Genomic DNA, 23,790 nt, shown 5'->3' with positions numbered 1-23,790 from the left:
GGTTACAGTCGGTGGAAAACCGGTCAGACGGTGGCAGGTTCCAGCAACCGGGCCGACAGCGAATTCGGCCCTGCTTCGGTCAATTCCACCTCGACCAGGTCGCCGATCGCGGCATCGCCCGTAAAGTGGACCGACTGCAGCCAGGGGGATTTGCCAAGCCACTGGCCGGCGTGGCGGCCCTGCCGTTCGACCAACACGGTGCAGCGTTTGCCCAGCGAAGCCTGGTTGAAGGCCAGTTGGCTGGCGTTGACCGCGGCCTGGAGGCGCTGGAGCCGCTCGTCCATTACTGCGGCGGGAACCTGTCCGTCCATCGTCGCGGCGGGCGTGCCAGGGCGGGCCGAATACTTGAAGCTGAAGCACTGGGCATAGCCGACCTGTTCGACCAGTCGCAGCGTGTCTTCGAACTCGGCATCGGTCTCGCCCGGGAAGCCGACAATGAAATCGCCCGACAGGGCAATGTCGGGCCGCGCGGCGCGAACCTGGTCAAGCACGCGCAGATAGCTCTCGGTTGTGTGGCTGCGGTTCATGGCCTTGAGCACCCGGTCATTCCCGGCCTGGACCGGCAGGTGCAGGAACGGCATCAACTGCGGCACGTCGCGGTGGGCGGCAATCAGCCCGTCGGTCATGTCGTTGGGGTGGCTGGTGGTATAGCGGATCCGGGCAAGGCCGGGGATCACCGCCAGCACTTCGATCAGCTTTTCCAGCCCGCGGCCATCCGCGTCGCGCCAGGCATTCACGTTCTGGCCCAGCAGGGTCAGTTCGCGCGCACCGGCCTCGACCAGCTTTTTCGCTTCTTCGACCAGATCGGTGAACGGGCGCGAAACTTCGGCGCCGCGGGTATAGGGCACCACGCAATAGGTGCAGAACTTGTCGCAGCCTTCCTGTACGGTCAGGAAAGCGCTGGGGCCAACCTTGCGACGCGCCGGCAGGGCATCGAACTTGGTCTCGGCCGGCATGTCGGTATCGACCGCGCGGCGGCCCTCGACCGCTTCGGCGATCATCGCCGGCAGGCGGTGATAAGCCTGGGGCCCCACCACCATGCTGACGGCGGGCGCGCGCTTCATGATTTCCTCGCCCTCAGCCTGGGCGACGCAGCCGGCCACCGCGATCAGCGGGCTGGTGCCGTCCTCGCGGCGCAAGCGGCCAATGTCGGAATAGACCTTCTCGGCCGCCTTCTCGCGGATGTGGCAGGTGTTAAGTACGACGAGATCGGCCTCCTCCCCCTCGGGCGCGGGGGTGATGCCCTGCTCGCCCAGCAGTTCGGCCATGCGTTCGCCATCATAGACGTTCATCTGGCAGCCGAAGCTCTTGACCCGATAGGTCCTGGGGGGCGGAGTGGGGCGCATGGGCCGCGCCGATACGCCAATTGGCGCAGCTTTTGAAGCGCTATCCGCTTAGCCGCGCCAGCATCGCGTCGCGCGCGGCCTGGGCGATGGTCTTGCGGCTGGCCAGCTCTGCCCCGCTCAACACCGGCAGGAAGTGCACGGTCAGCTCAATCGGGCGGCGGCGGGCGAGCAGCCGGAGGAAATTGTCGACGCCGTGCTCTTCGCCGACCCAGGCAATGTCTGCGGCTTCCGGGCCGAAGTGGAGCAGCACCGGCTGGACCGCGATGCCATCGGGTAGCGGTTCCAGCGCAGAGAGCAGCGAGCTCTTGAACGGCAGCAGGCCCGTGCCGTCGCTGGTGGTGCCTTCCGGGAAGATCGTCAGCGCCCCGGTATCGCGGATCGCGGTGCGCACATCCTCGACCTGGCGAGCAACGCTCTTGCGGTCGTGCCGGGCCACGAAGACCGTGTCGTTCATCTTGCACAGCCACTTGAGCAGCGGCATCGCAGCCAGGCCATCGTGGCCAACAAAGGCGCTGCCGGTGGTGGCCGCCAGCGCCGGGATATCAAGCCAGGAAACATGATTGGCCAGCAGGAAGGCCCCGCGATGGACCTTCTCCCCCCGCGTTTGTAGCCGCATCCCGGCAATCGCGCCGATTCCAGCCAGGAAGAAACGCGGCACCGGATTGTGGCTCATGAAGGGCTTGGCAAGGTAATAGAGTGGCAGGCAGGCCAACAGGAGCAGCAGCATCGCCGCCAGCCGCAGCGTAACCCTAACCCAGCCTAGCAGCGGTAGGCGGCGCGGCCGGCTGAGCGCGATCGCCACGGGTGGTTACTGGCCTTCCCGGCCAAGACGGACGCCGTAAAGCTCCATCCTGTGGTCAACCAGCCGGTAGCCCAACTTTTCGGCGATCTGGCGCTGCAGCGCCTCAAGCTCAGGGTCGACGAATTCGATCACCTTGCCGGTTTCGACATCGATCAGGTGGTCGTGGTGGGCTTCGGGCGCGGCTTCATAGCGGGCGCGGCCATCGCCGAAATCGTGACGATCAAGGATGCCAGCCTCTTCGAACAGGCGCACGGTGCGATAGACCGTGGCGATCGAGATGCGCGAATCGACGGCGACCGCGCGCTCGTGCAGCTTTTCCACGTCCGGATGGTCAGTGCTTTCGGACAGCACCTTGGCAATTACACGGCGCTGCTCCGTGATGCGGAGGCCGCGCTCGGCGCAAAGGGCTTCGATGTCGATCTGCTGGTGCACTGGCTGTCCGTCAATGAAACGTCCCGCCGGATATGAACCCGGCGGGACGATTCTTCAACCGCGTGTGGCGGACTTATCCGGCCTCAGGCCTTGGCAGCCTTGGGCTTGCGGCCACGCTTCTGACCCGGCTTGCGGCCCAGGCCGATCTTCTTGGCCAGTTCGCGACGCTTTTCGGCATAGTCCGGGGCAACCATAGGATAGTCGGCGGGCAGGTTCCAGCGCGCGCGATACTGTTCCGGGGTCATGCTGTAGTGCGTCATCAGGTGGCGCTTCAGCATCTTCAGCTTCACGCCGTCTTCCAGGCAGACGATGTGATCGGGCTTGACCGAGGCGCGGATCGAAACCGCCGGCTTCGGCGCTTCTTCCACGATCGGAGCGGCAACCTGGCCCAGACCGGCGAGCGCCCCATAGACCTTGCTGATCAGCGGAGCGACATCATCGACCGAGACGGGGTTGTTGCTGACATGTGCGGCAACAATATCGGACGTCAGTGTAATAAGCATCTCATTCAAGTCGGACTGCGGAGTTTCCATGACCCGCTACCTTTCGTTCTAAGCGACCACTTTGTTTTTTTGTTTCGCAGCGAGTCCTGAAACCTGCCGCATTGTTCGCCTATGCCGGTTAAGCAGCTATCGCAAGCCAAATGATGCTAAATTTGCTGAAAAGGATCGACTTTGTACGAACGGCGTTAACTATAGTGAGCAGCGAAAAGTAATCGCGTCAAGTCGATCTCCACCAGGGGTGCGGTAGTAGTTGGTGCGGGTGCCGATCTGTACGAAGCCATTCTGCCGATAGAGGTGGACTGCCGGATTGTCGCTCCGCATCTCCAGCAAAAGCTGCCTTGCCCCGCGCAGGCGGGCATCATCTTTGCATTGCTGCAACAATTGGTTACCAATCCGGCGGCGACGAAAATCAGGCGAAACTGCGATGAGAAGCAGTTCTTCTTCCTCGAACCCATAGCGTGACAAAGTAAAGCCGGCGGGTTCGCCCAGGACCTCGGCGATCCGGTAGTGACAATTGCCGACCAGCAGTGCGTCTTCCACCTGGCGGCGGGTCCAGGCCTCGCCATAGACCGGATCAAAGGCGGCCTGCATCACCGCCATGATCCGATCGATATCGTCAGCCGGCGGCATCATGCTGCGGGCAGGCGGGCGTCCGGGGCCCGGCCATAGAGCGGCTGATCGGCCGGTCCGATCAGGACAGCAGGGAGCAACCCGAAAGAGCGGGCGTCGGGATGCAAGGGCAGCGCCTGTCCAGAGCCGCGTCGTGTTACCAGTGCTTCGGCCTGGGTGCCGGCGACAAGATCGATACTGCTGGACGCAGCTGCTGCATCCGGATTCAGCGAGGCGAGTTCACCAAGCGGAAGACCGTCTGCCGCGAACGATTGAACGAACCACTCGCCATGCCCGCCAGTCATCGCCACGGTGCAGGGCTGCGTGCCCGCCTGGTCCTGCGCCATGGCTGCAACCAGGGCGAGAGAGGGATAGCCGACCAGCTCGCAATGCCAGGCCAGCGCCAGCGCCCGTGCGGCGGCAAGTCCGACCCGCACGCCAGTAAAGCTGCCCGGGCCAAGCGCGACAGCGATGCGATCTGCTCTTCCCTTGTCAGGCAGCGCGCCGATCATCGGCACCAGTGCTTCGGCATGGCCGCGCCCCAGCAGGCGGTAGTCGCCCGCCAGCACGTCATAGCCCTGCAGCAAGGCAACCGAGCAGGCCTCGGTCGCGCTATCGATTACCAGCGTCTTCATTACGCGCCTGTTAGCGCGTCAGGCTTTTTTGGCAAAGTGCGGCTGCGGACGGATGTCCGCCGTGCACTCAGGCAATCCTGTTGAAGGTATCGAAATCAGGGCGTGGGCTGCGCTCAAAGATCGTCGCGGGATCGCCGTAGCCAAGGGTCGAGATGAAGTTCGACTTCACCCGCGGCGTTTCGGCGAAAAAGGCTGCGTCAACGGCGTCGTTTGAAAAGCCCGACATCGCCCCCGTATCCAGCCCCAAAGCGCGCGCGGCGAGGATGAAATAGGCGCCCTGGAGCGAGGAATTGCGCATTGCCGAAACCTCGCGCAGCGGTTCGTTGCCATCGAACCAGGCCTTGGCGTCGGTGTGCGGGAACAGCCAGGGGAGCTGTTCATGATAATCGATGTCCATGCCGATGATCACGGTAACCGGGGCCTTGAGCACCTTTTCGGCATTGGCCGGCAGGCAGCAGGCGGCGAGCTTGGCCTTGGCCTCGTCCGTGGTGCACCAGACCAGCCGCGCGGGCAGCATGTTGGCGCTGGTTGGGCCGAACTTCATCAGGTCCCAGATCGCATGAAGCTGTTCGGTGCTGACCGGCTTGTCGAGGTAGCCGTTATAGGTCCGCGCCGTGCGGAACAGCTGATCGAGCGCAGCATCGCTGAGCGGCTGAGACATGTGTAACTCCCCTGTTTGTGCGGTGCAGATCAGGCCGCGCGAACTTCGCTCACCTCTGGCACGTAGTGCTTAAGCAGGCTCTCGATCCCGTGCTTGAGCGTTGCGGTCGAGGACGGACAGCCCGAGCAGGCGCCCTGCATCGAAAGGTAGACCACGCCCTCGCGGAAGCCGCGATAGGCGATGTCGCCACCATCATTGGCGACGGCCGGACGGATCCGGGTTTCGAGCAGTTCCTTGATCTGGGCGACCACGTCGGCGTCGGCCGGATCGTCGCCGTAGTCGGCGTCTTCTTCAGCCGGGACAGCAATGCCATTGCCACTGGCCGCATGGAACAGCGGGGCCTGGCTGACGAAGTGATCGAGCAGGATCGCCACAACCTGGGGCTTCAAAGCCGACCAGTCCGCGCCCTCACCAGCAGTGACCGAAACGAAGTTGAAACCGAAGAATACGCCAGTCACGTCGCCCAGGCTGAACAGCGCTTCGGCCAGAGGAGAGGCGGCAGCCTCGGTCTCGTCGCGGAAGTCGCGGGTGCCGGACGGCATAACTTCCTGCCCGGGCAGGAACTTCAGCGTGGCCGGATTCGGGGTGGTTTCGGTCTCAATAAACATGAGGCCGATGTAGGCCTTTACCGGGCGGGTTCAACCGCCAAAATCACAGCTCGCGAAGGGCCTGCGCCGGCTTGGCCCGCAGCAGCGGCAGCGAGCCGGCCAGCGCGAAGGCAACGGTCATTCCCAGGCCAGCGCCCAGCACGGCCAGCACCTGCGGCCAGTTGGGCAGCCAGTCGAACTTGAACAGCTGCACGATCACCAGCCAGCCGATCGCCGAACCCAGGACCAGCGCCACGCCGGCAAGCAGCAGTGCCAGCAAGCCATATTCGGCCAGCTGCAGCAGCAGCAATTGCCGCCGGCTGGCGCCAAGGACGCGCAGCACCACGTTATCGTAAAGCCGACTGGCCCGCGCTGCGGCAATCGCGCCGAGCAGTACGGCTATCCCGGCCAGTACCGCGACCGAGGCCGCAGCAAGGATGGCGGTTGAGACCTGCGTCAGCAGTTCGCGCGCTTGCTTGAGCACGCCGCCGACCTCGATCACCGAACTCGCCGGGAAGGCCTTGAGCAGTTGCGGGAGCAACTGGGTGCGGTCGGCGCCAGCGGGCAGGTCGATCGTCGCTGCAAGGTTGTGCGGGGCATCGGCCAGCGTGTTAGGCGAGAAAACGAGGACGTAGTTGAAGCCCATCGAATCCCAGTCGATCCGCCGGAACGAGGCGATCCGCGCGCTGCGCTCTACGCCCAGCACACCGATGGTGATCTTGTCGCCCAGCTTCAGATCGATCGCCTTGGCCAGTTCCTCGTCAACCGAGACCAGCGGCTCGCCGGAATAGTCCTTGGGCCACCACTGGCCGGCAGTGAGCGAATTGCCTTCGGGCAGGGTGGCAGAATAGGTCAGTCCGCGCTCACCGCGCAGTGGCCAGGCTTCCTCGGGAATTTCCTTGAGGTCTGCCACCCGGGTCATCGCGTTCTCCGGGCCATAGGCCAGGATCGCCCCGCGCAGTGCGGGAACCTGGCGGACCTTGGCCTGCGGCGCGGCGGCCAGGACGATCCGCTCCATCTCTGCGGCGCGGTCGCGCGGCAGATCAAGCATGAAGTAGTCCGGCGCGCGCTGCGGGACGCGGCTGGCGATATTGGCCGAAAGGCTGGTCTGGACGACAGCAAGCAGGACGAACGCCGAAAGGCCGAAGCCCAGCGCGGTCACCAGCGATCCCGTCTGCGCGCCCGGGCGGTGGAGATTGGAGAGCGCCAGGCGCAGCAAGGGCCGCTGCGGTCGCGGCAGGCGCGCTGCCAGTTTGCGCAAGGCCCAACCAAGCAGGCCAAGCAGGCCGAGTACGACAATGGCGCCCGCCAGAAATCCGGCGGTTACGGGCAACTGCGCCGCGCTTGCCAAAGTCAAGCCGATGATTGCGGCAAAGCCCAGGCCGACGGGCCAAACCGCTTCACGCCACTGACCCGAAAGGGGCGAGACCCGTGCGCGCATTAGCGCCAGCGCCGGGAAACGCCGCGCGGCAAGTAGCGGCGGGGCGGCAAAGACCAGCCCGACCAGCAAGCCATAGGCGGTGGCCCGAGCAAGCGCCGCCCAGTCGAAAACGATACCGGGGGCAACCGGCAATAGTGCCCCAAGCGCCTTGCCAAGGGCAGGCATGACCAGGATGCCCGCCAGCAAGCCTGCAAGGCTGCCAACCACGGCGGCGGCCAGCAGTTGCAGCAGGTAGATCCGGGTGATGTCGCGGCTGGTCGCGCCAAGCACCTTCAGCGTGGCGATGCTGTTGCGCCGTGCCTCAAGATAGGAGGATACTCCGCCGCCGATCCCGATCCCGGCAATTGCCATCGCCGTCAGGCCGACGAGGACCAGGAACTCACCCATCCGCGATACGAACCGGTCCGCCCCCGGCGCGGCCCGATCGCGCTGGCGATAGGTAAAGCCCGAGGTTGGGAACTTCGCCTTCAATTCGTCAATCGTCGCCACCGGATCGCGCTGCGCTGGCAGCAGCAGACGGTACTTGCTGCGGTACATCGCGCCAGGGGCGGTCAGGCCGGCGGCTTCGGGAAAGCCATCAGCAACGATCACCGTCGGGCCGAGCGCAAAGCCCTCGCTCAGGCGGTCGGGTTCATCGGCAATAACGCCGGCGATCTTCAGCGTCTGACCCGCCAGCGAGAACGTGCCGCCATTCTGTTGTTCCAGCCGCGCCAGTGCATCGGGTGAGACCCAGGCCGTACCGGGTGCCGGCGCGCCAACCTTGCGGCCATCGCTCAGCGTCAGCCGGCCGACCAAGGGCCATGCCTGGTCCACGGCCTTCAGCTCGATCGGCACCACGGTTTCGTCGCTTGAGGCCATGGCCTGCAGTCGCACGCCGCCCGAAAGTTTCCCGAACTTCTCAAGCTCGGCGCGTTCGGCCGGGGTGGCACCGCGCTGCCAGACCTCGATCTGGACGTCCCCGCCAAGGATCGTTTGCCCGCGCGACTTCAGCTCGTCCTCGATCGCCCCGGTCAGCGTGCCGATCGCCGCCAGCGCGCCGACCCCCAGGAACAGGCAGGCCAGCAGCAGCCGCAGGCCGCGGAACCGCGCCGACAGGTCGCGCCGGGCAATCGTCCAGGCGGTGGACCAGGAAAGGGCGGTCTCACTCACGCGGCGGTATCGCTCGCAATGCGGCCATCGGCGAGCGTCACCACCCGTTCACAGCGTTCGGCCAGGCCTGCATCGTGCGTGATGATCACCAGCGTGGCCCCGGCGTCGGCGCGGCGCGCGAACAGCAGGTCAACGATCGAACTGCCAGTAGCGGCGTCGAGGTTGCCGGTCGGCTCGTCGGCAAAGACCAGCGCGGGGCGCGGGGCGAGCGCGCGGGCGATGGCAACGCGCTGCTGTTCGCCGCCCGAAAGCTGGGAGGGATAGTGGTGCAACCGGTGGCCAAGGCCAACGGCGGCCAGTTCCGCTTCTGCGCGGGGGCGGGCATCGTCCATCCCGGCCAGCTCCATCGGCGTCATGACGTTTTCCAGCGCTGTCATAGTCGGCAGCAGGTGGAATGCCTGCAGCACGATCCCGATCCGCCCCCGGCGCGCGGCGGCAAGCGCATCCTCGTCGAGCGCGGCAAAGTTCTCGCCGGCAACATCCAGCGCCCCGCCGCTTGCCCGCTCAAGGCCTGACAGAACCGCCATCAGCGAGCTCTTGCCCGATCCCGAAGGGCCAAGCAGCGCCAGGGTCTGCCCCTGCGGCACGGCCAGGTCGATCCCGCGCAGGATCTCGACCGCCGCCTCGCCAGAGCCAAGGGTAAGTGTCAGGTTCGTGGCGGTGATCGCCATCTGGGGGCTTGTCACGTCAGCGAATGGCCATAGCTAGGGGGAAACGAACTGAAGGAACCTTCCGGCATGAAATGGAAATCGGCAGCGCGACTTGCAAGCCCCAGCGGGCTAATCTTGGCGCTGGTCTTTGTGCTGGGTGCCTGCGGATCGGAGCAGCCGGCCACGCCTGCGCCTGCGCAGAGCGCCAGCGCGGTGCCGGACCTGCCGGTGATGGGCGATGAACTGCGGATCGTTGCACTGGGGGACAGCCTGTTCGCTGGTTACGGGCTGGAACCCGGCCAATCCTATCCCGCGCGGTTGGAAGCGGCGCTGCGCGCGCGCGGGCTGAACGCGCGGATCACCAATGCCGGGGTTTCCGGCGATACCACGGCGGGCGGTTTGGGCCGCCTCGATTTCACGCTCAACAGCATGGAAAAGCCGCCGGCGCTGGTGGTGATCAGCCTGGGCGGCAACGACATGCTGCGCGGCCTGCCACCTGAAGCGACCCGCAAGAACCTTGACGAGATGCTGGGCAAGCTCAAGGCGCGCGGCATTCCCGTGGTGCTGATGGGCATGCTTGCCGCCCCGAACCTGGGAGCGGACTATCGCGGCAAGTTCGATCCGATCTATCCGGCGCTGGCGAAGAAGTACGACGCGGCGCTGGTGCCGTTCTTCCTTCAGCCCCTGCTGGGGCGGCCCGACCTGGTTCAGGCTGACCGGATTCATCCAACCCTGGCGGGGATCGACCTGATGGTCGAAGCGACGGTGGATCAGGTGGCCGGGGCCCTGCCGAAGGTAACTAACCCAGCCGCTCCGCCTGCCCGTCCCTGACACGCCAGATTGCCGCTTCGTCGGCAATCGCCGCGAACGGGGCCAATTCTGTCCCCGTCAGCCAGACCTGGGCACGACCAGTGCGCAACCGGTCGAACAGCGCGGTGCGGCGCACCGGGTCAAGGTGAGCGGCGACCTCGTCCAGCAACAGCAGTGCCGGGCGGCTGTCTTGCAAAAGATCGGCATGGGCCAGGGTGATCGCGATCAGCAGCGCCTTCTGCTCACCGGTCGAGCAGGCGCTGGCGGGCTGGTCCTTGCCCGCCATGGTCACGGCCAGATCGTCGCGGTGCGGCCCGGTCAGGGTGCGCTGCGCGGCGCGGTCGCGGCGGCGGGTGGATGCAAGCTCGGCGGCCAGCGCGGCAGCATCGCGCGGCCCGCCCGGCTGATAAGAAAGTATTGGCCGGGCAAAAGGCGTTTCGGGCAGGAGCGCCAGCCGCTCGGCCAGCGCGGCCACCAGCCGCGCCCGCGCCTCGGCGACGAGCGACCCGGCTTCGGCCAGCTGGCTTTCGAGAGCCTCAAGCCAGGCCGGATCGGGTTCCGCTACCTCGCTCAACAGCCGGTTGCGTTCGCGCAGGGCATTCTCCATCCGCGCTGCGTTCCGCGCATGGCCGGGTTCGAGCGCGAGGACCAGCCGGTCGAGAAAGCGCCGCCGCGCGCCGGCCCCTTCGCTGAACAGCCGGTCCATCGCCGGGGTCAGCCAGCCGATCGACAGCCATTCAGACAGGCCCAGTGCAGGAATCTCGGCGCCGTTCGCGCGCGCCACCCGTCGCCCCGGTCGGTCCGGCTTGATGCCCGTGCCAAGCTGCACCCCGCCTTCGAGCTCGGCACTGACAGCGCAGCCACCGTCGCCGCCCTGGCTCGGCAGTTCGGCCAGGGCGGCGCGGCGTAGCCCGCGGCCCGGAGCGAGCAGCGAAAGCGCCTCGAGCACATTGGTCTTGCCGGCCCCGTTCTCTCCCACCAGCAGATTGAACCGCGCTGTCCCTGAGAGGCGCGTCTCGGGGTGATTGCGAAAATCGGTCAGGGTGATGCGGTCCAGCGCCATTGGCGTGGCGATAGAGCGCTGCCCATGCCCTGTCACCCCACAGCACTGATCCACACAGTTGGTGAATTTTCCCAAAACGTGGCATTCATCCTGCGGAAAGTTCCTCGGAAAAATTCGAAAATCACGAAATTCAGCCGTTTTTCAAAACTGGCACGGTGTCTGCAATCATTGTGGCATCCGCAGGAATGGTCCGGCGGACGGAAAATTGGATAGGGAAATGACAATGTTTGGCTTCTCGCAACTGCCCGCTCGCTTCACCGCCGCAGTGTCGGCCTTTGCTCTCTCGCTTGCCCTGATTGGCGCCACTGTCTCGATGCCGAGCCAGGCCCAGGCCCAGACCTCGGGTGCCTATGTCGGAGTTGTCGCGTAATGGGCTCGATCGATCGCTCGCGCTCTGATAGCGCCCCCGCCGCCGGCTTCCGGCTCGACAAGGTCAACGGCAAGTTCATGGGCGTCAGCGCCGGAATTGCCAATCACTTCAACGTCGATGTGACGCTGGTCCGCCTGGGCTGGGTTGTCGGCACGGTCCTGGGCTTCGGCTCGCTGGTCCTGATCTACCTCGCAATCGGCCTCATCGCCGATTGACCATCGCCGGTGAGGCCCCGTCCAACCAGGGACGGGGCCGCCCACCGGAACGTTTTAGACCGAATTCGCCTTGGCAAAGGGCGAGAAGTCGGTCCCCTCGTCAAAGACCTCCACCCCCTCGCGGCGCTTGAGCCAGCCGACCACCGCATAGGTCACCGGGGTGAGCAGCGCTTCCCACAGCACCTTCAGCAGCCAGTTGGTGACCATCACGGTCAGCACCTGTTCGGTCGTCCAGATCCCGAGGAAGGCGATCGGATAGAAGATCAGGCTGTCCACTGCCTGGCCGAAAAAGGTTGAACCGATTGTGCGGCTCCACAAGGCCTTGCCCTTGGTCCAGATCTTCATCTTGGCAAGGACGAAGCTGTTGACGAACTCCCCCGCCCAGAAGGCGATCACCGAGGCGGCAACGATCCGCCAGGTGCTGCCGAACACGCTTTCATAGGCGGCCTGGCCGTCCCAGCCCTCGGCCGGCGGCATGGCCACCACGACATAGCTCATGAAGGCCATGAACAGCATCGCGGCAAAGCCCATCCACACGCAGCGGCGAGCATTGGCATAGCCGTAAACCTCGGTCAGCACGTCGCCGATCACGTAAGACACCGGGAAGAACAGGATCCCCGCGCCAAAGGTAAAGCCGCCCAGTGTCGCCAGCTTGCTCGCCCCGATCAGGTTGGACAGCAGCAGGATCGCGACGAAGGCCGCCATGACATAGTCGAAATAGCGGAAATGGCGGCGTGCGCCGGCCACTCCGTCCAGCTGGGCTAGGTTCGTGCTCATGCCCCTGCCTAACCCGGTTTGCGCGCCGCGCAAACCCCGCCTATGGGATGCACGGCGCGCGCCCGTAGCTCAGCTGGATAGAGCACGTGACTTCTAATCTCGAGGCCGCAGGTTCGACTCCTGCCGGGCGCGCCAGCTTTCCCCGGGTTGCGGCAGCAGCCAAGGTAGCCAGTTCATTCCCAGGCCAGAGCAAGCGCGCCAGCCGTTGATGGGAGAGCTGCGCCGAATGTGCGGGTTCGGGAACATCGGGCCCACACGTACGGCCAGGAAGGTCACGAAGCGCAAGTGCTAATCCACGGTCAGGACATAGGGTCACGGCTGAATGGACCTACGGCCACGACCCCTATACACTTACCGGCCAGGCTTGAGTGGCTTAAGCGGGATCGCCCGGATCGATCCCCCTCACCGGACGACTTTCGCCAAAGCGCGGGTCGTTTGATTGCAGTGGAATTACTGCGACAGGTGCTTAACCCTCCCATTGTGGCGCACCGATGCACTAGACACGGCCCGGCAGATCGTCCGGCGGGAGGAGCGACGCGATAGCAGGCGGTCGAGGTCGGACCCGCTGAGGTCCATTTCTGCTTCGGCGGCGATGCGCTAGGGATCATCGGGGCTGAGGCTTGAGGACTTGACGAAGTGAACGTTATCATTTAGGTGAACGTTCACATTTGGAATAGTGTGCGCCTTAAAGCACGCATTTCTGGGGAGGAAGCGCTGATGAATGATTCGCGGAAGATCGCGTCGAGGCACCTGCTGATCGGTGCATCGCTGCTGGCACTGGGGCTGACTAGCCAGGTCGCCCAGGCCCAGGAAGCTGCGCCCGAATCCGGTGCTGAGGATGAGATCGTCGTTTCCGGGATCCGCGCCAGTTTGAAGGCCTCGATGGACCTCAAGCGCGACGCCCAGGGGGTGGTCGATGCGATCTCGGCTGAAGACATCGGCAAGTTCCCCGATACGAACCTGGCGGAATCGCTGCAGCGCATCACCGGCGTTTCGATCGATCGCAACAGCGGTGAAGGGTCCAAGGTCACGGTCCGCGGCTTCGGGCCAGACTTTAACCTGGTGCTGCTCAATGGCCGCCAGATGCCGGCCTCGGGCCTGGGCAGCTGCTGCGAAGCCCCGGCCTCGCGCAGCTTCGATTTCGCCAACCTGGCCGCCGAAGGCATTGCCGCAGTCGAAGTCTACAAGTCGGGCCGCGCTTCGCTGCCTACCGGCGGTATCGGCTCGGTCATCAACATCCGGACCCCGCGTCCGCTCGATCGGCCCGGCTTCCAGGGCAGCGTTGCGGTCAAGGGTGTCTATGACCACACCTTCGAAGGCACCGAGATCACCCCGGAAGTCTCGGGCATCGTCAGCCAGACCTTCGCCGACGACAAGATCGGCATTCTGCTGAGCGGTTCCTACCAGAAGCGCAAGGCCAGCCTGGCCCAGTTCAACGCCGGCTGGCGCGAAGGCTATCTGGGCAACGAAAACAACTGGGGCTCGCTCCCGGTTGACGCCAACGACTGGCGCGGCAACTTCGCCCAGACCCAGAACCGCCCGAACGCGACGACCGTCTACCAGGTCACCCAGAACGCCGGTTACGATTTCACGGATATCGAGCGCGAGCGCATCAACGGCCAGGTCGTGTTGCAGGTGAAGCCCAGCGATACGCTATCGGCCGTGATCGATTACACCTACTCGCAGAACACGATCGATGCCCGCACCAACAGCATCGGCGTATGGTTCAACCACAATCAGACTTCGAGCAGCTGGACCAACGGCCCGGCCGCCGGCCCGAACTTCTACGCCGAATCGTTCGGCGCGGGCGAAGGCAAGGACCTGGCGATCACCGGTGCGCTGGCCGCCAACCGGTCAACCAACCACTCGATCGGCGGCAACCTCAAGTGGGATGGCCCGGGCGGGCTGCGGCTTGAGCTCGACGGCCACCACTCGACCGCCGAAAGCAAGCCGACCTCGCCCTATGGCAGCAACATTGCCATCGGTAGCGCGATCTTCGGCGTGCGCGACCAGCGGGTCGATTTCACCACCGAAATGCCGGTGATCTCGGTCAACATGTACCCGGGATCGGAAATCGCTGCGTCGAACATCCGGCCGGCCGGCAACGCCATGCGTAACGCCTACATGAAGGACACGATCAACGAAGTGTCCTTCCGCGGCGGCTGGGATTTCGATGCCTCGCTGATCGACAGCCTCGATTTCGGGGTCACCTACACCGAGAACAAGGTGGTCTCGCAGTACGGCTTCCTGCAGAGCGACAGCTGGGGTGGAACGCTGAGCGCGGCGCAGACCCCGGATGACATCTACACGCTGACCGGCCTGCCGAGCCGCCTGGCCGGCATGGACGGGTCGAACGGTGCCGGGATCATCCAGAACTATTTCCAGATCGATACCGCGCGCCTGATCACCCTGCTTGACCAGCAGGTCGGCATCTGCCGCACGCCCTGGACCGGAACTCCGATCCCGGGCACCTGTTTGGCACAGTACACCACCGATCGCCGCATCCAGGAAAAGACCTGGTCGCCGTTCATCCAGTCGAAGCACAGCTTCGATCTGGGGACTGCCCGCGCCAACCTGCGGCTTGGGGTGCGGTATGAGAAGACCAAGATCTCGTCTTCGGCGCTGGTGCCCGTGCCAACTGGCACGAGCTGGGTTGCTGACAACGAAATCGGCCTGATCTTCGGTGCCCAGTCGGACTTCACCACCCTGACCGGTGAGTATGACAACTGGCTGCCTGCCTTCGACTTCGATGTCGGCATCGGTTCGAACATCAAGCTGCGCGCATCGTACAGCCACACGATCACGCGGCCCGACTATGCCAGCATGCAGGGCGGGATCACGGTCAACCAGCCGCTCCGTCCGGGTGGTGGCAGCACCGCCGGCAGCGGCAACCCTGGCCTGATCCCGTACAAGTCGAAGAACATCGATCTCTCGGCCGAGTGGTACTATGGCGATACGAGCTACATTTCGGTTGGCTACTTCAACAAGAAGGTCAGCAACTTCATTGCCAATACCACGGTCCAGGGACCGCTGTTCAACCTGACCAACCCCGCCACCGGTGCCGCAGTCCAGGCCGCCCGGACGGCGCTGGGCGGGAACCCGGGCTTTGCCGCGATCCTCGCTTATCTGGCGGTCAACAACCCCAGCGTGGTTGAATTCAGCAACGGCACGCCGCGCGGCGTGCTTGGCCGGCCGACCGACCCGGCGGTGCAGTTCACCATCACCCAGCCGGGCAACAGCACCCAGGTGGCGAAGCTCAGCGGCTGGGAGTTCGCGATCCAGCACAGCTTCTGGGAAACCGGTTTCGGCGCACAGCTGAACTATACGATCGTCAACAGCGATACGAAGTTCGACAACACGCTGCGCTACACCGCCACCCAGTTCGCGGTGAATGGGGTTTCGGACAGTGCCAACGCCGTGCTCTACTATGACAAGAACGGCTTCCAGGCCCGCGTTGCCTACAACTGGCGCGATGGGTTCCTGAGCGGCTATGGCTTCGATCCCTATTACATCGACGCCTATGGCCAGTTCGATGTCAGCGCGAGCTGGGAGTTCAAGAAGGGCCTGACCGCCTTCGTCGAGGGGATCAACATCACCAAGGCGGATCGTCGCGGCCACATGCGCAACGACCAGACGGTGTTCTTCGCGGCACCGGGTTACGCCCGCTACTCGGCGGGTCTGCGCTACACCTTCTGATGACAGGCGGATAGAACCGCCTGGCTGAAACGAAGAGAGCCGCACTGCTTGCCGGTGCGGCTCTCTTTCGTCATGGTCTGGCCGGCAGAACAACGGTGCGCAGGGAATGGAAAGTCCGATCCGGCAAGTGGTGATCGTGGGTGGCGGTACGGCCGGCTGGCTCTCCGCTTGCCTGCTGGCTGCGCGGCTGCCGGAACTGACGGTCACCCTGGTCGAGAGCCCCAACATCCCGACCATCGGGGTGGGCGAGGGGACCTGGCCGACCATGCGCGAGACGCTGGCTTCGATCGGCATCCCCGAGGCCGAGTTTCTGCGCGAATGCGATGCCGCCTTCAAGCAAGGTTCGCGCTTTGATGGTTGGGTCACCGGCGCCGGAGATGACACCTATCTCCACCCCTTCACTTTGCCGCCGCTGGGCGATCTGCGCGAATTGCTGGCGGCCTGGCAGCAGGTCGCGCCGGATCAGCCCTTTGCCCAGGCAATGACGCCGCAGGGCGCGGTCTGCGCGGCGGGGCTCGCGCCGCGTCAGCGGGCGATGCCGGACTTTGCCGGGGCGCTGAACTATGCCTATCACCTTGATGCCGGAAAGTTCGCCGCACTGCTGATGCGCCATGCGACCGGGCGGCTGGGCGTCCGCCATGTCAGTGCCGAAGTCTGCGGGACACGCGCGGCTGCGAACGGCGATATTGCCGCCGTACTGCTGCGCGATGCCGGAGAGCTCGCGGGTGACCTGTTCCTCGATTGCACCGGCCAGGCGGCGCTGCTGATCGGCGGGCATTGCCAGGTTGACTGGATCGACCGTTCTGACGTCTCGTTCAACGATCGCGCGCTGGCGGCGCAGGTGCCGGTCGAGCCGGGCAGTCCGATTGCCGCGCAGACGGTCGGCACCGCACACCGCGCTGGCTGGATCTGGGACATTGCTCTGCCGACACGGCGCGGGATCGGCTGCGTCTATGCCTCGCGCTTTCTCGATGATGATGCTGCCGAAGCGGTCCTGCGAGACTATATTGCTGCCAAGGTTCCGGGTGCCGATGCCGCCACGATCCAGCCGCGCCGGCTGGCCTTCCAGACCGGCCACCGCGCCCGCTTCTGGCAAGGCAATTGCCTTGCCGTCGGTCTCTCAGCCGGTTTCATCGAGCCGCTTGAGGCATCAGCGATTGTCCTGATCGAGCTGTCGCTGCGGCGGCTGATCGAAGCCTTCCCGGCGGATCGCGCAGCGATGGAGCCCTTATCGCGCCGCTTCAACGACTTGTTCCGCCAACGCTGGGACCGGATCGTCGAGTTCCTCAAGCTGCACTATGTCCTGAGCCGGCGGACCGAACCCTATTGGCTAGCGCAGCGCGATCCGGCGACGATCCCCGAGCGGCTAACGGAAAGCCTGGAGCTCTGGCGCCACCTGCCGCCGTCGCCGCGCGATTTCCCCGATTTTGAGGAAATCTTCCCGGCCGCCAGCCAGCAGTACGTGCTCTATGGCATGGGCTTCCCGCTGCCATCGCGTCTGCCGCAGCCCAGCGGCCAGGCGCTGGCCCGCATCTCCGAGGTGCGCGACCGGGCCCGCGCCATGCAGGCCGGCCTGCCCGAAAATCGCAGCTATTTCGCGGCGCTTGCCGCTTCCGCGCCAGAAAGGCCCGCCGCCGCATCATGAGCAATCACCAGATCTTGAACCCGACCGATCACGGCGCCCTGCGCGTCCGGGCCGACGCGGCGCCCGAGCTTGGCGATGGCGTGATGTCGTGTCTGGTGGTGCCAAGTGAGTTCCGCCGGCTGGCCTGCGAATATCCGATCTTCTTCCGGTTTGATGGCGAAAGCCGCAGCTTTGCCGCGCTGGCACTGTTTGGATTTGAAGGCGGGGAGAACCTGTTCCTTGAAGACGGCCGGTGGGACGCGGCCAGCCGGCCCTTCGCCATGGCGGTTCAACCGTTCCTGGTCGGTCGGCCGCAAGGCGGCCAGGGCGCGGGGCAGGTGCACATCGACATGGACCACCCGCGCGTGGTGCTGGCCGGGGGCGAGGGCGTGCGCGTGTTCGACGATGCCGGCCAGCCCAGCCCCTGGCTGGAAGAGGTTGCGGGTATGCTGGGTGCGCTCGATGAAGGCTACCGTGCCAGCGGCGAATTCTATGCCGCGCTGGATCGGCACGATTTGCTCGAGCCGTTCTCGATGGACGTGACGCTGGACAACGGCGCCAGCCACCGCTTGGTCGGCTATCACCTGATCAACGAGGAAAAGCTCCGCGCGCTCGATGCAGCTGCACTGGCCGGACTGCATGACGCTGGCCACCTCGAGCCGATCTTCATGGCGCTCGCTTCGCTCGGCAATCTGGGCAAGCTGGTGCGGCGCAAGAACCGGCGGGCCGATGGCTGAAACGGCCGACATCCTGGCCGATCTGCCGCGCGTGGCCGAGGAGATGCTTGCCCCCGCGGCGCTCGACGCGCGATTGGCCGAGGCGGACCAGCCCTTTGTGGTGCGCGGGCTGGCGGCGGACTGGCCGCTGGTGCAGGCAGGGCTGGAAAGCGCCGATGCCGCGCGGGCCTATCTCGTCTCGCTTGGCCGCGAAGCCAAACTGACCGGGACGATCGGTGAACCCGGCGGCGGCGAGCGGCTGTTCTACAACGCCGCGATGGGGATGAACTTCCGCTCGGCCCAAGGCCCACTCGACGGTTTCCTCAAGCTGATGGCGCGCGACGAGAGCGATCCCGCAGCGCAGACGATCTACCTCTCCTCGATCGACATGCGGACCTATTTCAACGGTCTGGTTGAGGCCAACAATCTGCCGCTCGGTGATCGCCGGCCGCTCGAATCGATCTGGATCGGCACGCGCACCCGGATCGCCGCGCATAACGACGTGCCGGATAACCTGGCCGTCTGTGCGGTCGGTAAGCGGCGCTTCACGCTGTTTCCGCCCGAGCAGTTCGCCAACCTCTATCTGGGTCCGCTGGAGAATACGCCGGCGGGCCGTCCAGTCTCGATGGTTGACCTGCTTCGGCCCGATTTCGAAACCTATCCGCACTTCCGCGAGGCGCTGGCGCAGGCGCAGGTGGCCGAGCTGGAGCCGGGTGACGCCGTGTTCATCCCCTCGCTGTGGTGGCACCATGTCGAAGGGCTGGCACCGTTCAACGTGCTGGTGAACTACTGGTGGCGCGATGCCCCGCACTTCCTGGGCAAGCCCGAGGATGCCCTGTTCCACGCGATCCTGGCGCTGCGCGATCTGCCCGAGGCGGACAAGGCGCGCTGGCGCGACCTGTTCGATCACTATGTCTTTATGGGTGGAGCAGCTGTGACCCAGCACCTGCCACCCGAGGCGCGCGGCATTCTGGCGCCGCTGACTGCTGAAACTGCCGGCCAGATCAAGGCCCACCTCTTGCGGAGTCTCTCGCGATGAACCCCACCAAGAAACTGCGCGTCGTTGTTGCCGGCGGCGGCACGGCCGGTTGGATGACCGCCGCTGCGCTCGCTGGAACGCTGGGCGATTGCATCGAGCTGACGCTGGTCGAATCCGATGCGATCGGCACGATCGGCGTCGGCGAAAGCACGATCCCGCCGATCGTGCTGTTCAACCGTCTGCTCGGGATCGGGGAGGCAGAGTTCATGGCCGCGACCCAGGCGACCTTCAAGCTGGGGATCAAGTTCGAGAACTGGAAGGACGTGGGCGAGACCTATTTCCACTCCTTCGGCACCACCGGCAAGGATCACTGGTCGGCGGGCTTCCAGCACTTCTGGCTGCACGGGCTGAGCCAGGGGATCGAGCACAGCTATGATGACTACTGCCTGGAACTGAAGGCGGCCTTGGAAGGCAAGTTCGCGCACCTGCCCGATGACAAGATGAACTATGCCTACCAGCTCGATTCCGGGCTCTACGCCGCCTTCCTGCGCAAGCGTGCCGAAGGGGACGGGGCGGTTCGGATCGAAGGCAAAATCGCCGAAGTCGAGCTGGACGGCGAAAGCGGCAATATCGCCGCGCTGCGGCTGGATTGCGACCGGCGGATCGCGGGTGATCTGTTCATAGATTGCACCGGCTTCCGCGCCTTGCTGATCGAAGGCGCGCTCCACGCCGGGTTCGATGACTGGACCCATTACCTGCCGTGCGATTCCGCCATTGCCGTGCAGACCGCCAGTGTCCGCCCGCCGGTGCCCTATACCCGCGCGATTGCCCATGATGCCGGCTGGCAGTGGCGCATTCCGCTGCAGCACCGCCAGGGCAACGGGATCGTCTATTGCAGCCGCTATCTCGACAAGGATGCGGCGCTGGAGCGGCTGCTCGGCACGGTCGAGGGGCAGGTCCTGACCCAGCCCAATTTCATCCGCTATACCACCGGCGCGCGGCGCAAGCAGTGGCACCGCAACTGCGTGGCGATCGGTCTGTCGGGCGGGTTCATGGAGCCGCTGGAATCGACCTCGATCCACCTGATCCAGCGCGCCGTGCTGCGGCTGATCCGGATGCTGCCTGGCGGCCCAGTGAGCGAGCGCGACATCGCCGAGTTCAACGACCAGCAACTGACCGACATGGATCAGATCAGAGACTTCCTGATCCTGCACTACAAGGTCACCGAGCGGCGCGATTCCCCGTTCTGGCGGCACTGCGCGGCCCTGCCGATGCCCGATAGTCTGGCCCAGAAGATCGAACTGTTCCGCGAAACCGGCCGCGTCTTCCGCAAGAACGAGGAGTTGTTTGTCGAGAACAGCTGGGTTCAGGTGATGATGGGGCAGGGCATCATGCCCGAAAGCTATCACCCGATCGCCACCAAGCTGCGCGCCGACGAGCTCGACAAGTTCCTGGCCATGCTGCGCGATTCAGTCGCCAAGACTGTCGCCGGCCTGCCCGACCACCAGACCTATATCGCCCGCTATTGCGCGGCGCAGGATGCACGGGCGGCATGAAGCGCGCGGCGGTTCTTGCTCTGGCCCTGCTGGCGGCGCCTGCTGCGGCGGCTGACAATTGGACCATGGTCTGGTCGGACGAGTTCGATGGCGACAAGATCGACCGTTCCAAGTGGGGCTTCGATGTCGATTGCTGGGGCGGCGGCAACGACGAGCACCAGTGCTATACCAAGAGCCCGCGCAATGCCACGATCGAGGATGGCAAGCTGGTCATCACCGCGCGGTATGAGCGCGTTACCGGCCCGGCGCTGCCCGAGCATCTGCGCCGCACCTCGGCCACGCCCGAGGCCGAAGCGACCCGCGACATCAGCTCGGCCCGGCTCTCCACTCGCGGCAAGGCTTCGTGGCGCTATGGCAAGGTTGAGGTGCGGGCCAAGCTGCCGCAAGGACAGGGGACCTGGCCAGCGATCTGGATGCTGCCGGAAAAGGACCGTTACGGCACCTGGGCTGCATCGGGCGAGATCGATATTCTTGAGGCCGTGAACCTGGGCGTGCCCTGCGCCAAATGCCCTGGTGGGCGCGAGAACACGATCCTTGGCACGCTCCACTTCGGCGGCAAGTGGCCGAACAACAAGCACAAGGGCGAGGAAGTGCCCTTCCCCGAAGTTCTCGACGGCGGCTTCCACACCTATGCGATCGAATGGGGGCCGGAACGGATCACCTGGCAGGTTGATGGCAAGACCTATGCCGTGCGCACGGCCGATGAATGGTCGACCACCGGCTCCAAGGTTCGCGGCGCGCCATTCGATCAGCCGTTCCACCTGATCCTCAACCTTGCAATCGGCGGCAAGCTGGCCGAAACGCGCGGGCTTGGCGGGGTGCGACTTGACAGCTATCCCAAGCGGATGGAGATCGATTGGGTTCGCGTCTGGCAAGTGCCCGAGGCGAAAGGGATCTCCGCCGAGACTGGCTCGGCGCAAGGGGGCAAGTAATCGATGGCGCGACGCCGCCAGGCTGTAACGATCAAGCACGTGGCTGCCGATGCAGGGGTTTCGCTGCAGACGGTCAGCCGCGTCATCAACAATGAGCCCAACGTCCGTCCGGAAATGAAGGAGCGGGTCCAGGCTTCGATCGACAAGCTGGGCTATGTTCCATCGATCGCTGCCCAGCGGCTGAGCGGATCACGCTCTTACCTGATCCTCGCCATCAACGACCGCGACCGCACGATCGCTGACTGGCAGGCCCGCCAGGGGACCGACTGGGTCGATCAGATGCTGCTGGGCGGCATGCTGAAGTGCGCCGAGCACGGCTACCGGATGATCTTCGAACTGGTCGATACGCACTCCGACCATGTCGAGCGCGAACTGCTCGGTGCCATTGCCGCGCTGCAGCCCGACGGGATCATCCTGACGCCGCCGCACTCCGACAATCCTCAGATCGTCAGTTTCCTCGCTGAACAGAAGATTCCCTTCGTGCGGATCGGCTCGATCCAGAACGGCGCGGGCATCCCGGTCTCGATGGATGATGAGGGCTCGGCCTATCAGGCGACGGAGCACTTGCTGGAACGCGGCCATCGCCGGATCGGCTTTATTTCTGGCTCAAGCGAATATGCCCTCAGCGGCTGGCGCGTCGATGGCTGGCGGCGCGCGATGACGGAGGCGGGGCTGCCTTGCGACGGGCTGCTGGCCGAAGGTGACTTCAGCTTTGCCTCAGGCGTCGAAGCGGCCGGCAAGCTGCTGTCCGGTCCCCAGCGGCCAAGCGCAATCATCGCCAGCAATGACCAGATGGCGCTCGCCACGCTGGAGGTTGCGCGGCTGATGGGGCTGACGGTGCCGCGGGACCTGTCGCTGATCAGCTTTGACAACACGCCGCTGGTCCACTTCACCCAGCCGCCGCTGACCGCTGTCGATCAGCCGATTGCCGCGACCACATCGCGGGCGGTCGAGTTGCTGATCGCCGCCCAGAAGGGGCAGCCTGCGCCCAAGGAACTGACTGTCGAGCGCGCCAGCATCTTCGTGCGCGAATCCGTTGCCCCGCTTGCAGACGCACCGGGTGCTTGATCCGCGCGCACCGGTTGACCGGTTCATCCTGCTCTATGCACTGGCCTGGGCGGGCGGAACGATTGGCTATGTCCCGCTGCTTTCGATCCTGCTGCCGGTTCAGGTCGCAGGCCTGGCCGGCAAGACTACCGGGGTGGATTGGCTGGCCTATATCGCGCTGATCGGCGCGATCGCGGCGAGCCTGGCGGGCATTCTGTTCGGCTTCCTCAGCGACATCACCCATAACCGCCGCGGCTGGATCGCCGCCGGGCTGGCGCTGTCCTGCACCCTGTTGCTGGTGATCGGACGGATGACCAGCCTGCCCGGAATTGTCGCCGCGATTGTCGCCTGGCAGCTCGGGCTCAACATGATGCTTGGGCCGCTGGCCGCATGGGCCGGTGACCTGGTCCCTGATGACCGCAAGGGCCTGCTTGGCGGACTGATGGCCTTTGCGCCGGGGTTGGGGGCGCTGTCGGGGGCGCTGGTCACCATTCCCGGATTGGCGGATGGGCAGGCGCGGCTGGGCCTAGTTGCCCTGTTGGTGGCTGTCTGCGTGCTGCCGGTTGTGCTGAACAACGCACCGCCCCTGCTCGAACGCCCTCAGGCGCCGTCTGAACAGCATCGTGCGCGCGGTTTGGCGCTGCGGATGTGGCTGGCGCGGCTGGCAGTCCAAGTGGCCGAAGCGACGCTGTTCGCTTACCTGTTCTTCTGGCTGCTCAGCCTGGACCCCACAGTCAGCGATAACCAGACCGCACGGCTCTTCAGCCTGATCATGCTGGTTTCGGTGCCGTTAGCCCTGCTGGTCGGTCGATGGTCAGACCGTACCGACCGGCCGATTGCCCCGCTCCAGATTTGCGCGCTGGTCTCGGCGTTGGGGCTGCTGGGCATGGCCCTTGCGCCTGGCGTGACTGGAGCGATGCTGGCCTATGGCCTGTTCGGCGTGTCGAGCGCGGTGTTTCTTGCGCTGCATTCGGCCCAGACCCTGCGGATCCTGCCCCGGCCCGACCGGCGCGGGCGCGATCTGGGATTGTTCAATCTTGCCAACACGGTTCCGTCACTGGTCATGCCGTGGTTGACCATCGCGATTGTCCCCGTGGCGGGCTATCCGGCCTTGTTCGGCCTGCTGGCCCTGCTGGCAGCGAGCGCCGGACTGCTGCTGCAGAAGGTCTCACCCGCCCGCTAAGCCAGCA

The 23,790-nt window shown here is 65.2% G+C and carries 23 protein-coding genes and 1 tRNA gene; 12 read left to right on the top strand and 12 right to left on the bottom strand.

What is annotated here, in order from left to right; all coding sequences use genetic code 11:
- Positions 1 to 23: 23 nt before the first annotated feature.
- The 10 genes from miaB to FRF71_RS02090 all read right to left on the bottom strand — a co-directional run bounded on the left by miaB (position 24) and on the right by FRF71_RS02090 (position 8,836).
- Positions 24 to 1,346 carry a tRNA (N6-isopentenyl adenosine(37)-C2)-methylthiotransferase MiaB gene (gene miaB, locus FRF71_RS02135; protein WP_147089009.1) on the bottom strand — a complete coding sequence of 441 codons (1,323 nt, stop codon included), beginning with the start codon at positions 1,344 to 1,346 and terminating at the stop codon, positions 24 to 26.
- 40 nt (positions 1,347 to 1,386) lie between these two features.
- Complete coding sequence (locus FRF71_RS02130) at positions 1,387 to 2,148, bottom strand: lysophospholipid acyltransferase family protein (protein WP_238339368.1); 762 nt, start codon at positions 2,146 to 2,148, stop codon at positions 1,387 to 1,389.
- 6 nt (positions 2,149 to 2,154) lie between these two features.
- Positions 2,155 to 2,580, bottom strand: coding sequence for a Fur family transcriptional regulator (locus FRF71_RS02125; RefSeq protein ID WP_147089008.1), 426 nt, complete (start codon positions 2,578 to 2,580; stop codon positions 2,155 to 2,157).
- Between the two features lie 83 nt (positions 2,581 to 2,663).
- On the bottom strand, positions 2,664 to 3,113 hold the full coding sequence (locus FRF71_RS02120; RefSeq protein WP_147089007.1) for a Ros/MucR family transcriptional regulator: 450 nt from the start codon (positions 3,111 to 3,113) through the stop codon (positions 2,664 to 2,666).
- A gap of 159 nt (positions 3,114 to 3,272) precedes the next feature.
- Complete coding sequence (locus FRF71_RS02115; RefSeq protein WP_147089006.1) at positions 3,273 to 3,716, bottom strand: GNAT family N-acetyltransferase; 444 nt, start codon at positions 3,714 to 3,716, stop codon at positions 3,273 to 3,275.
- Positions 3,713 to 4,327: a tRNA (adenosine(37)-N6)-threonylcarbamoyltransferase complex dimerization subunit type 1 TsaB gene (gene tsaB, locus FRF71_RS02110; protein WP_147089005.1), complete on the bottom strand. Its 615-nt coding sequence runs from the start codon at positions 4,325 to 4,327 to the stop codon at positions 3,713 to 3,715. Before tsaB ends, FRF71_RS02115 begins: the two co-directional genes overlap by 4 nt.
- A 67-nt stretch (positions 4,328 to 4,394) precedes the next feature.
- Positions 4,395 to 4,988: a malonic semialdehyde reductase gene (locus tag FRF71_RS02105; RefSeq protein WP_147089004.1), complete on the bottom strand. Its 594-nt coding sequence runs from the start codon at positions 4,986 to 4,988 to the stop codon at positions 4,395 to 4,397.
- Between the two features lie 29 nt (positions 4,989 to 5,017).
- On the bottom strand, positions 5,018 to 5,596 hold the full coding sequence (locus FRF71_RS02100; protein ID WP_147089003.1) for a NifU family protein: 579 nt from the start codon (positions 5,594 to 5,596) through the stop codon (positions 5,018 to 5,020).
- Between the two features lie 43 nt (positions 5,597 to 5,639).
- Positions 5,640 to 8,165 carry an ABC transporter permease gene (locus tag FRF71_RS02095; RefSeq protein ID WP_147089002.1) on the bottom strand — a complete coding sequence of 842 codons (2,526 nt, stop codon included), beginning with the start codon at positions 8,163 to 8,165 and terminating at the stop codon, positions 5,640 to 5,642.
- Positions 8,162 to 8,836, bottom strand: coding sequence for an ABC transporter ATP-binding protein (locus tag FRF71_RS02090; protein WP_147089001.1), 675 nt, complete (start codon positions 8,834 to 8,836; stop codon positions 8,162 to 8,164). Before FRF71_RS02090 ends, FRF71_RS02095 begins: the two co-directional genes overlap by 4 nt.
- Before the next feature lie 66 nt (positions 8,837 to 8,902).
- Between FRF71_RS02090 and FRF71_RS02085 the strand changes: the two genes are divergently transcribed.
- Positions 8,903 to 9,646, top strand: a complete 744-nt coding sequence (locus FRF71_RS02085; protein ID WP_238339366.1) for an arylesterase — start codon at positions 8,903 to 8,905, stop codon at positions 9,644 to 9,646.
- On the opposite strand, the gene recF is transcribed toward FRF71_RS02085, so the two are convergent.
- On the bottom strand, positions 9,615 to 10,688 hold the full coding sequence (recF, locus tag FRF71_RS02080; RefSeq protein WP_147089000.1) for a DNA replication/repair protein RecF: 1,074 nt from the start codon (positions 10,686 to 10,688) through the stop codon (positions 9,615 to 9,617). The two genes, FRF71_RS02085 and recF, sit on opposite strands and share 32 nt — an antisense overlap.
- A gap of 217 nt (positions 10,689 to 10,905) precedes the next feature.
- On the opposite strand from recF, the gene FRF71_RS15385 reads away from it, so the two are divergent.
- Together FRF71_RS15385 and FRF71_RS02075 are read left to right on the top strand one after the other, a co-directional pair.
- Positions 10,906 to 11,058 carry a hypothetical protein gene (locus FRF71_RS15385; RefSeq protein WP_161597865.1) on the top strand — a complete coding sequence of 51 codons (153 nt, stop codon included), beginning with the start codon at positions 10,906 to 10,908 and terminating at the stop codon, positions 11,056 to 11,058.
- Entirely contained in the window at positions 11,058 to 11,273 is a 216-nt protein-coding gene (locus FRF71_RS02075) for a PspC domain-containing protein (RefSeq protein WP_147088999.1), read from the top strand. The genes FRF71_RS15385 and FRF71_RS02075 overlap by 1 nt, the downstream gene beginning before the upstream one ends.
- A gap of 54 nt (positions 11,274 to 11,327) precedes the next feature.
- On the opposite strand, the gene FRF71_RS02070 is transcribed toward FRF71_RS02075, so the two are convergent.
- Complete coding sequence (locus FRF71_RS02070; protein WP_147088998.1) at positions 11,328 to 12,050, bottom strand: queuosine precursor transporter; 723 nt, start codon at positions 12,048 to 12,050, stop codon at positions 11,328 to 11,330.
- 58 nt (positions 12,051 to 12,108) lie between these two features.
- Here FRF71_RS02070 and FRF71_RS02065 point away from each other — a divergent pair.
- The 9 genes from FRF71_RS02065 (at position 12,109) to FRF71_RS02025 (ending at position 23,783) form a co-directional block, all read left to right on the top strand.
- A tRNA-Arg gene (locus tag FRF71_RS02065) sits at positions 12,109 to 12,185 on the top strand.
- A gap of 582 nt (positions 12,186 to 12,767) precedes the next feature.
- Positions 12,768 to 15,746, top strand: coding sequence for a TonB-dependent receptor (locus FRF71_RS02060; protein WP_147088997.1), 2,979 nt, complete (start codon positions 12,768 to 12,770; stop codon positions 15,744 to 15,746).
- Positions 15,747 to 15,852: 106 nt separating this feature from the next.
- Complete coding sequence (locus FRF71_RS02055; protein ID WP_147088996.1) at positions 15,853 to 17,391, top strand: tryptophan halogenase family protein; 1,539 nt, start codon at positions 15,853 to 15,855, stop codon at positions 17,389 to 17,391.
- Positions 17,388 to 18,107: a SapC family protein gene (locus FRF71_RS02050; RefSeq protein ID WP_147088995.1), complete on the top strand. Its 720-nt coding sequence runs from the start codon at positions 17,388 to 17,390 to the stop codon at positions 18,105 to 18,107. The genes FRF71_RS02055 and FRF71_RS02050 overlap by 4 nt, the downstream gene beginning before the upstream one ends.
- Complete coding sequence (locus FRF71_RS02045; RefSeq protein WP_147088994.1) at positions 18,100 to 19,125, top strand: cupin-like domain-containing protein; 1,026 nt, start codon at positions 18,100 to 18,102, stop codon at positions 19,123 to 19,125. The genes FRF71_RS02050 and FRF71_RS02045 overlap by 8 nt, the downstream gene beginning before the upstream one ends.
- Positions 19,122 to 20,621 carry a tryptophan halogenase family protein gene (locus FRF71_RS02040; RefSeq protein WP_147088993.1) on the top strand — a complete coding sequence of 500 codons (1,500 nt, stop codon included), beginning with the start codon at positions 19,122 to 19,124 and terminating at the stop codon, positions 20,619 to 20,621. Before FRF71_RS02045 ends, FRF71_RS02040 begins: the two co-directional genes overlap by 4 nt.
- Positions 20,618 to 21,553 (top strand): glycoside hydrolase family 16 protein, encoded by a 936-nt coding sequence (locus tag FRF71_RS02035; protein ID WP_147088992.1) that lies wholly within the window; start codon positions 20,618 to 20,620, stop codon positions 21,551 to 21,553. Before FRF71_RS02040 ends, FRF71_RS02035 begins: the two co-directional genes overlap by 4 nt.
- Before the next feature lie 3 nt (positions 21,554 to 21,556).
- Positions 21,557 to 22,621 carry a LacI family DNA-binding transcriptional regulator gene (locus tag FRF71_RS02030; RefSeq protein ID WP_147088991.1) on the top strand — a complete coding sequence of 355 codons (1,065 nt, stop codon included), beginning with the start codon at positions 21,557 to 21,559 and terminating at the stop codon, positions 22,619 to 22,621.
- Positions 22,614 to 23,783 (top strand): MFS transporter, encoded by a 1,170-nt coding sequence (locus FRF71_RS02025; RefSeq protein ID WP_147088990.1) that lies wholly within the window; start codon positions 22,614 to 22,616, stop codon positions 23,781 to 23,783. The genes FRF71_RS02030 and FRF71_RS02025 overlap by 8 nt, the downstream gene beginning before the upstream one ends.
- The last annotated feature ends 7 nt before the right edge of the window (positions 23,784 to 23,790 follow it).

Origin of the sequence: Novosphingobium ginsenosidimutans, assembly GCF_007954425.1 — a bacterium.
Lineage (GTDB): Bacteria > Pseudomonadota > Alphaproteobacteria > Sphingomonadales > Sphingomonadaceae > Novosphingobium > Novosphingobium ginsenosidimutans.
The sequence above is the reverse complement of the archived record's forward strand: the minus strand, read 5'-3'. Positions and strand labels throughout refer to the sequence as shown.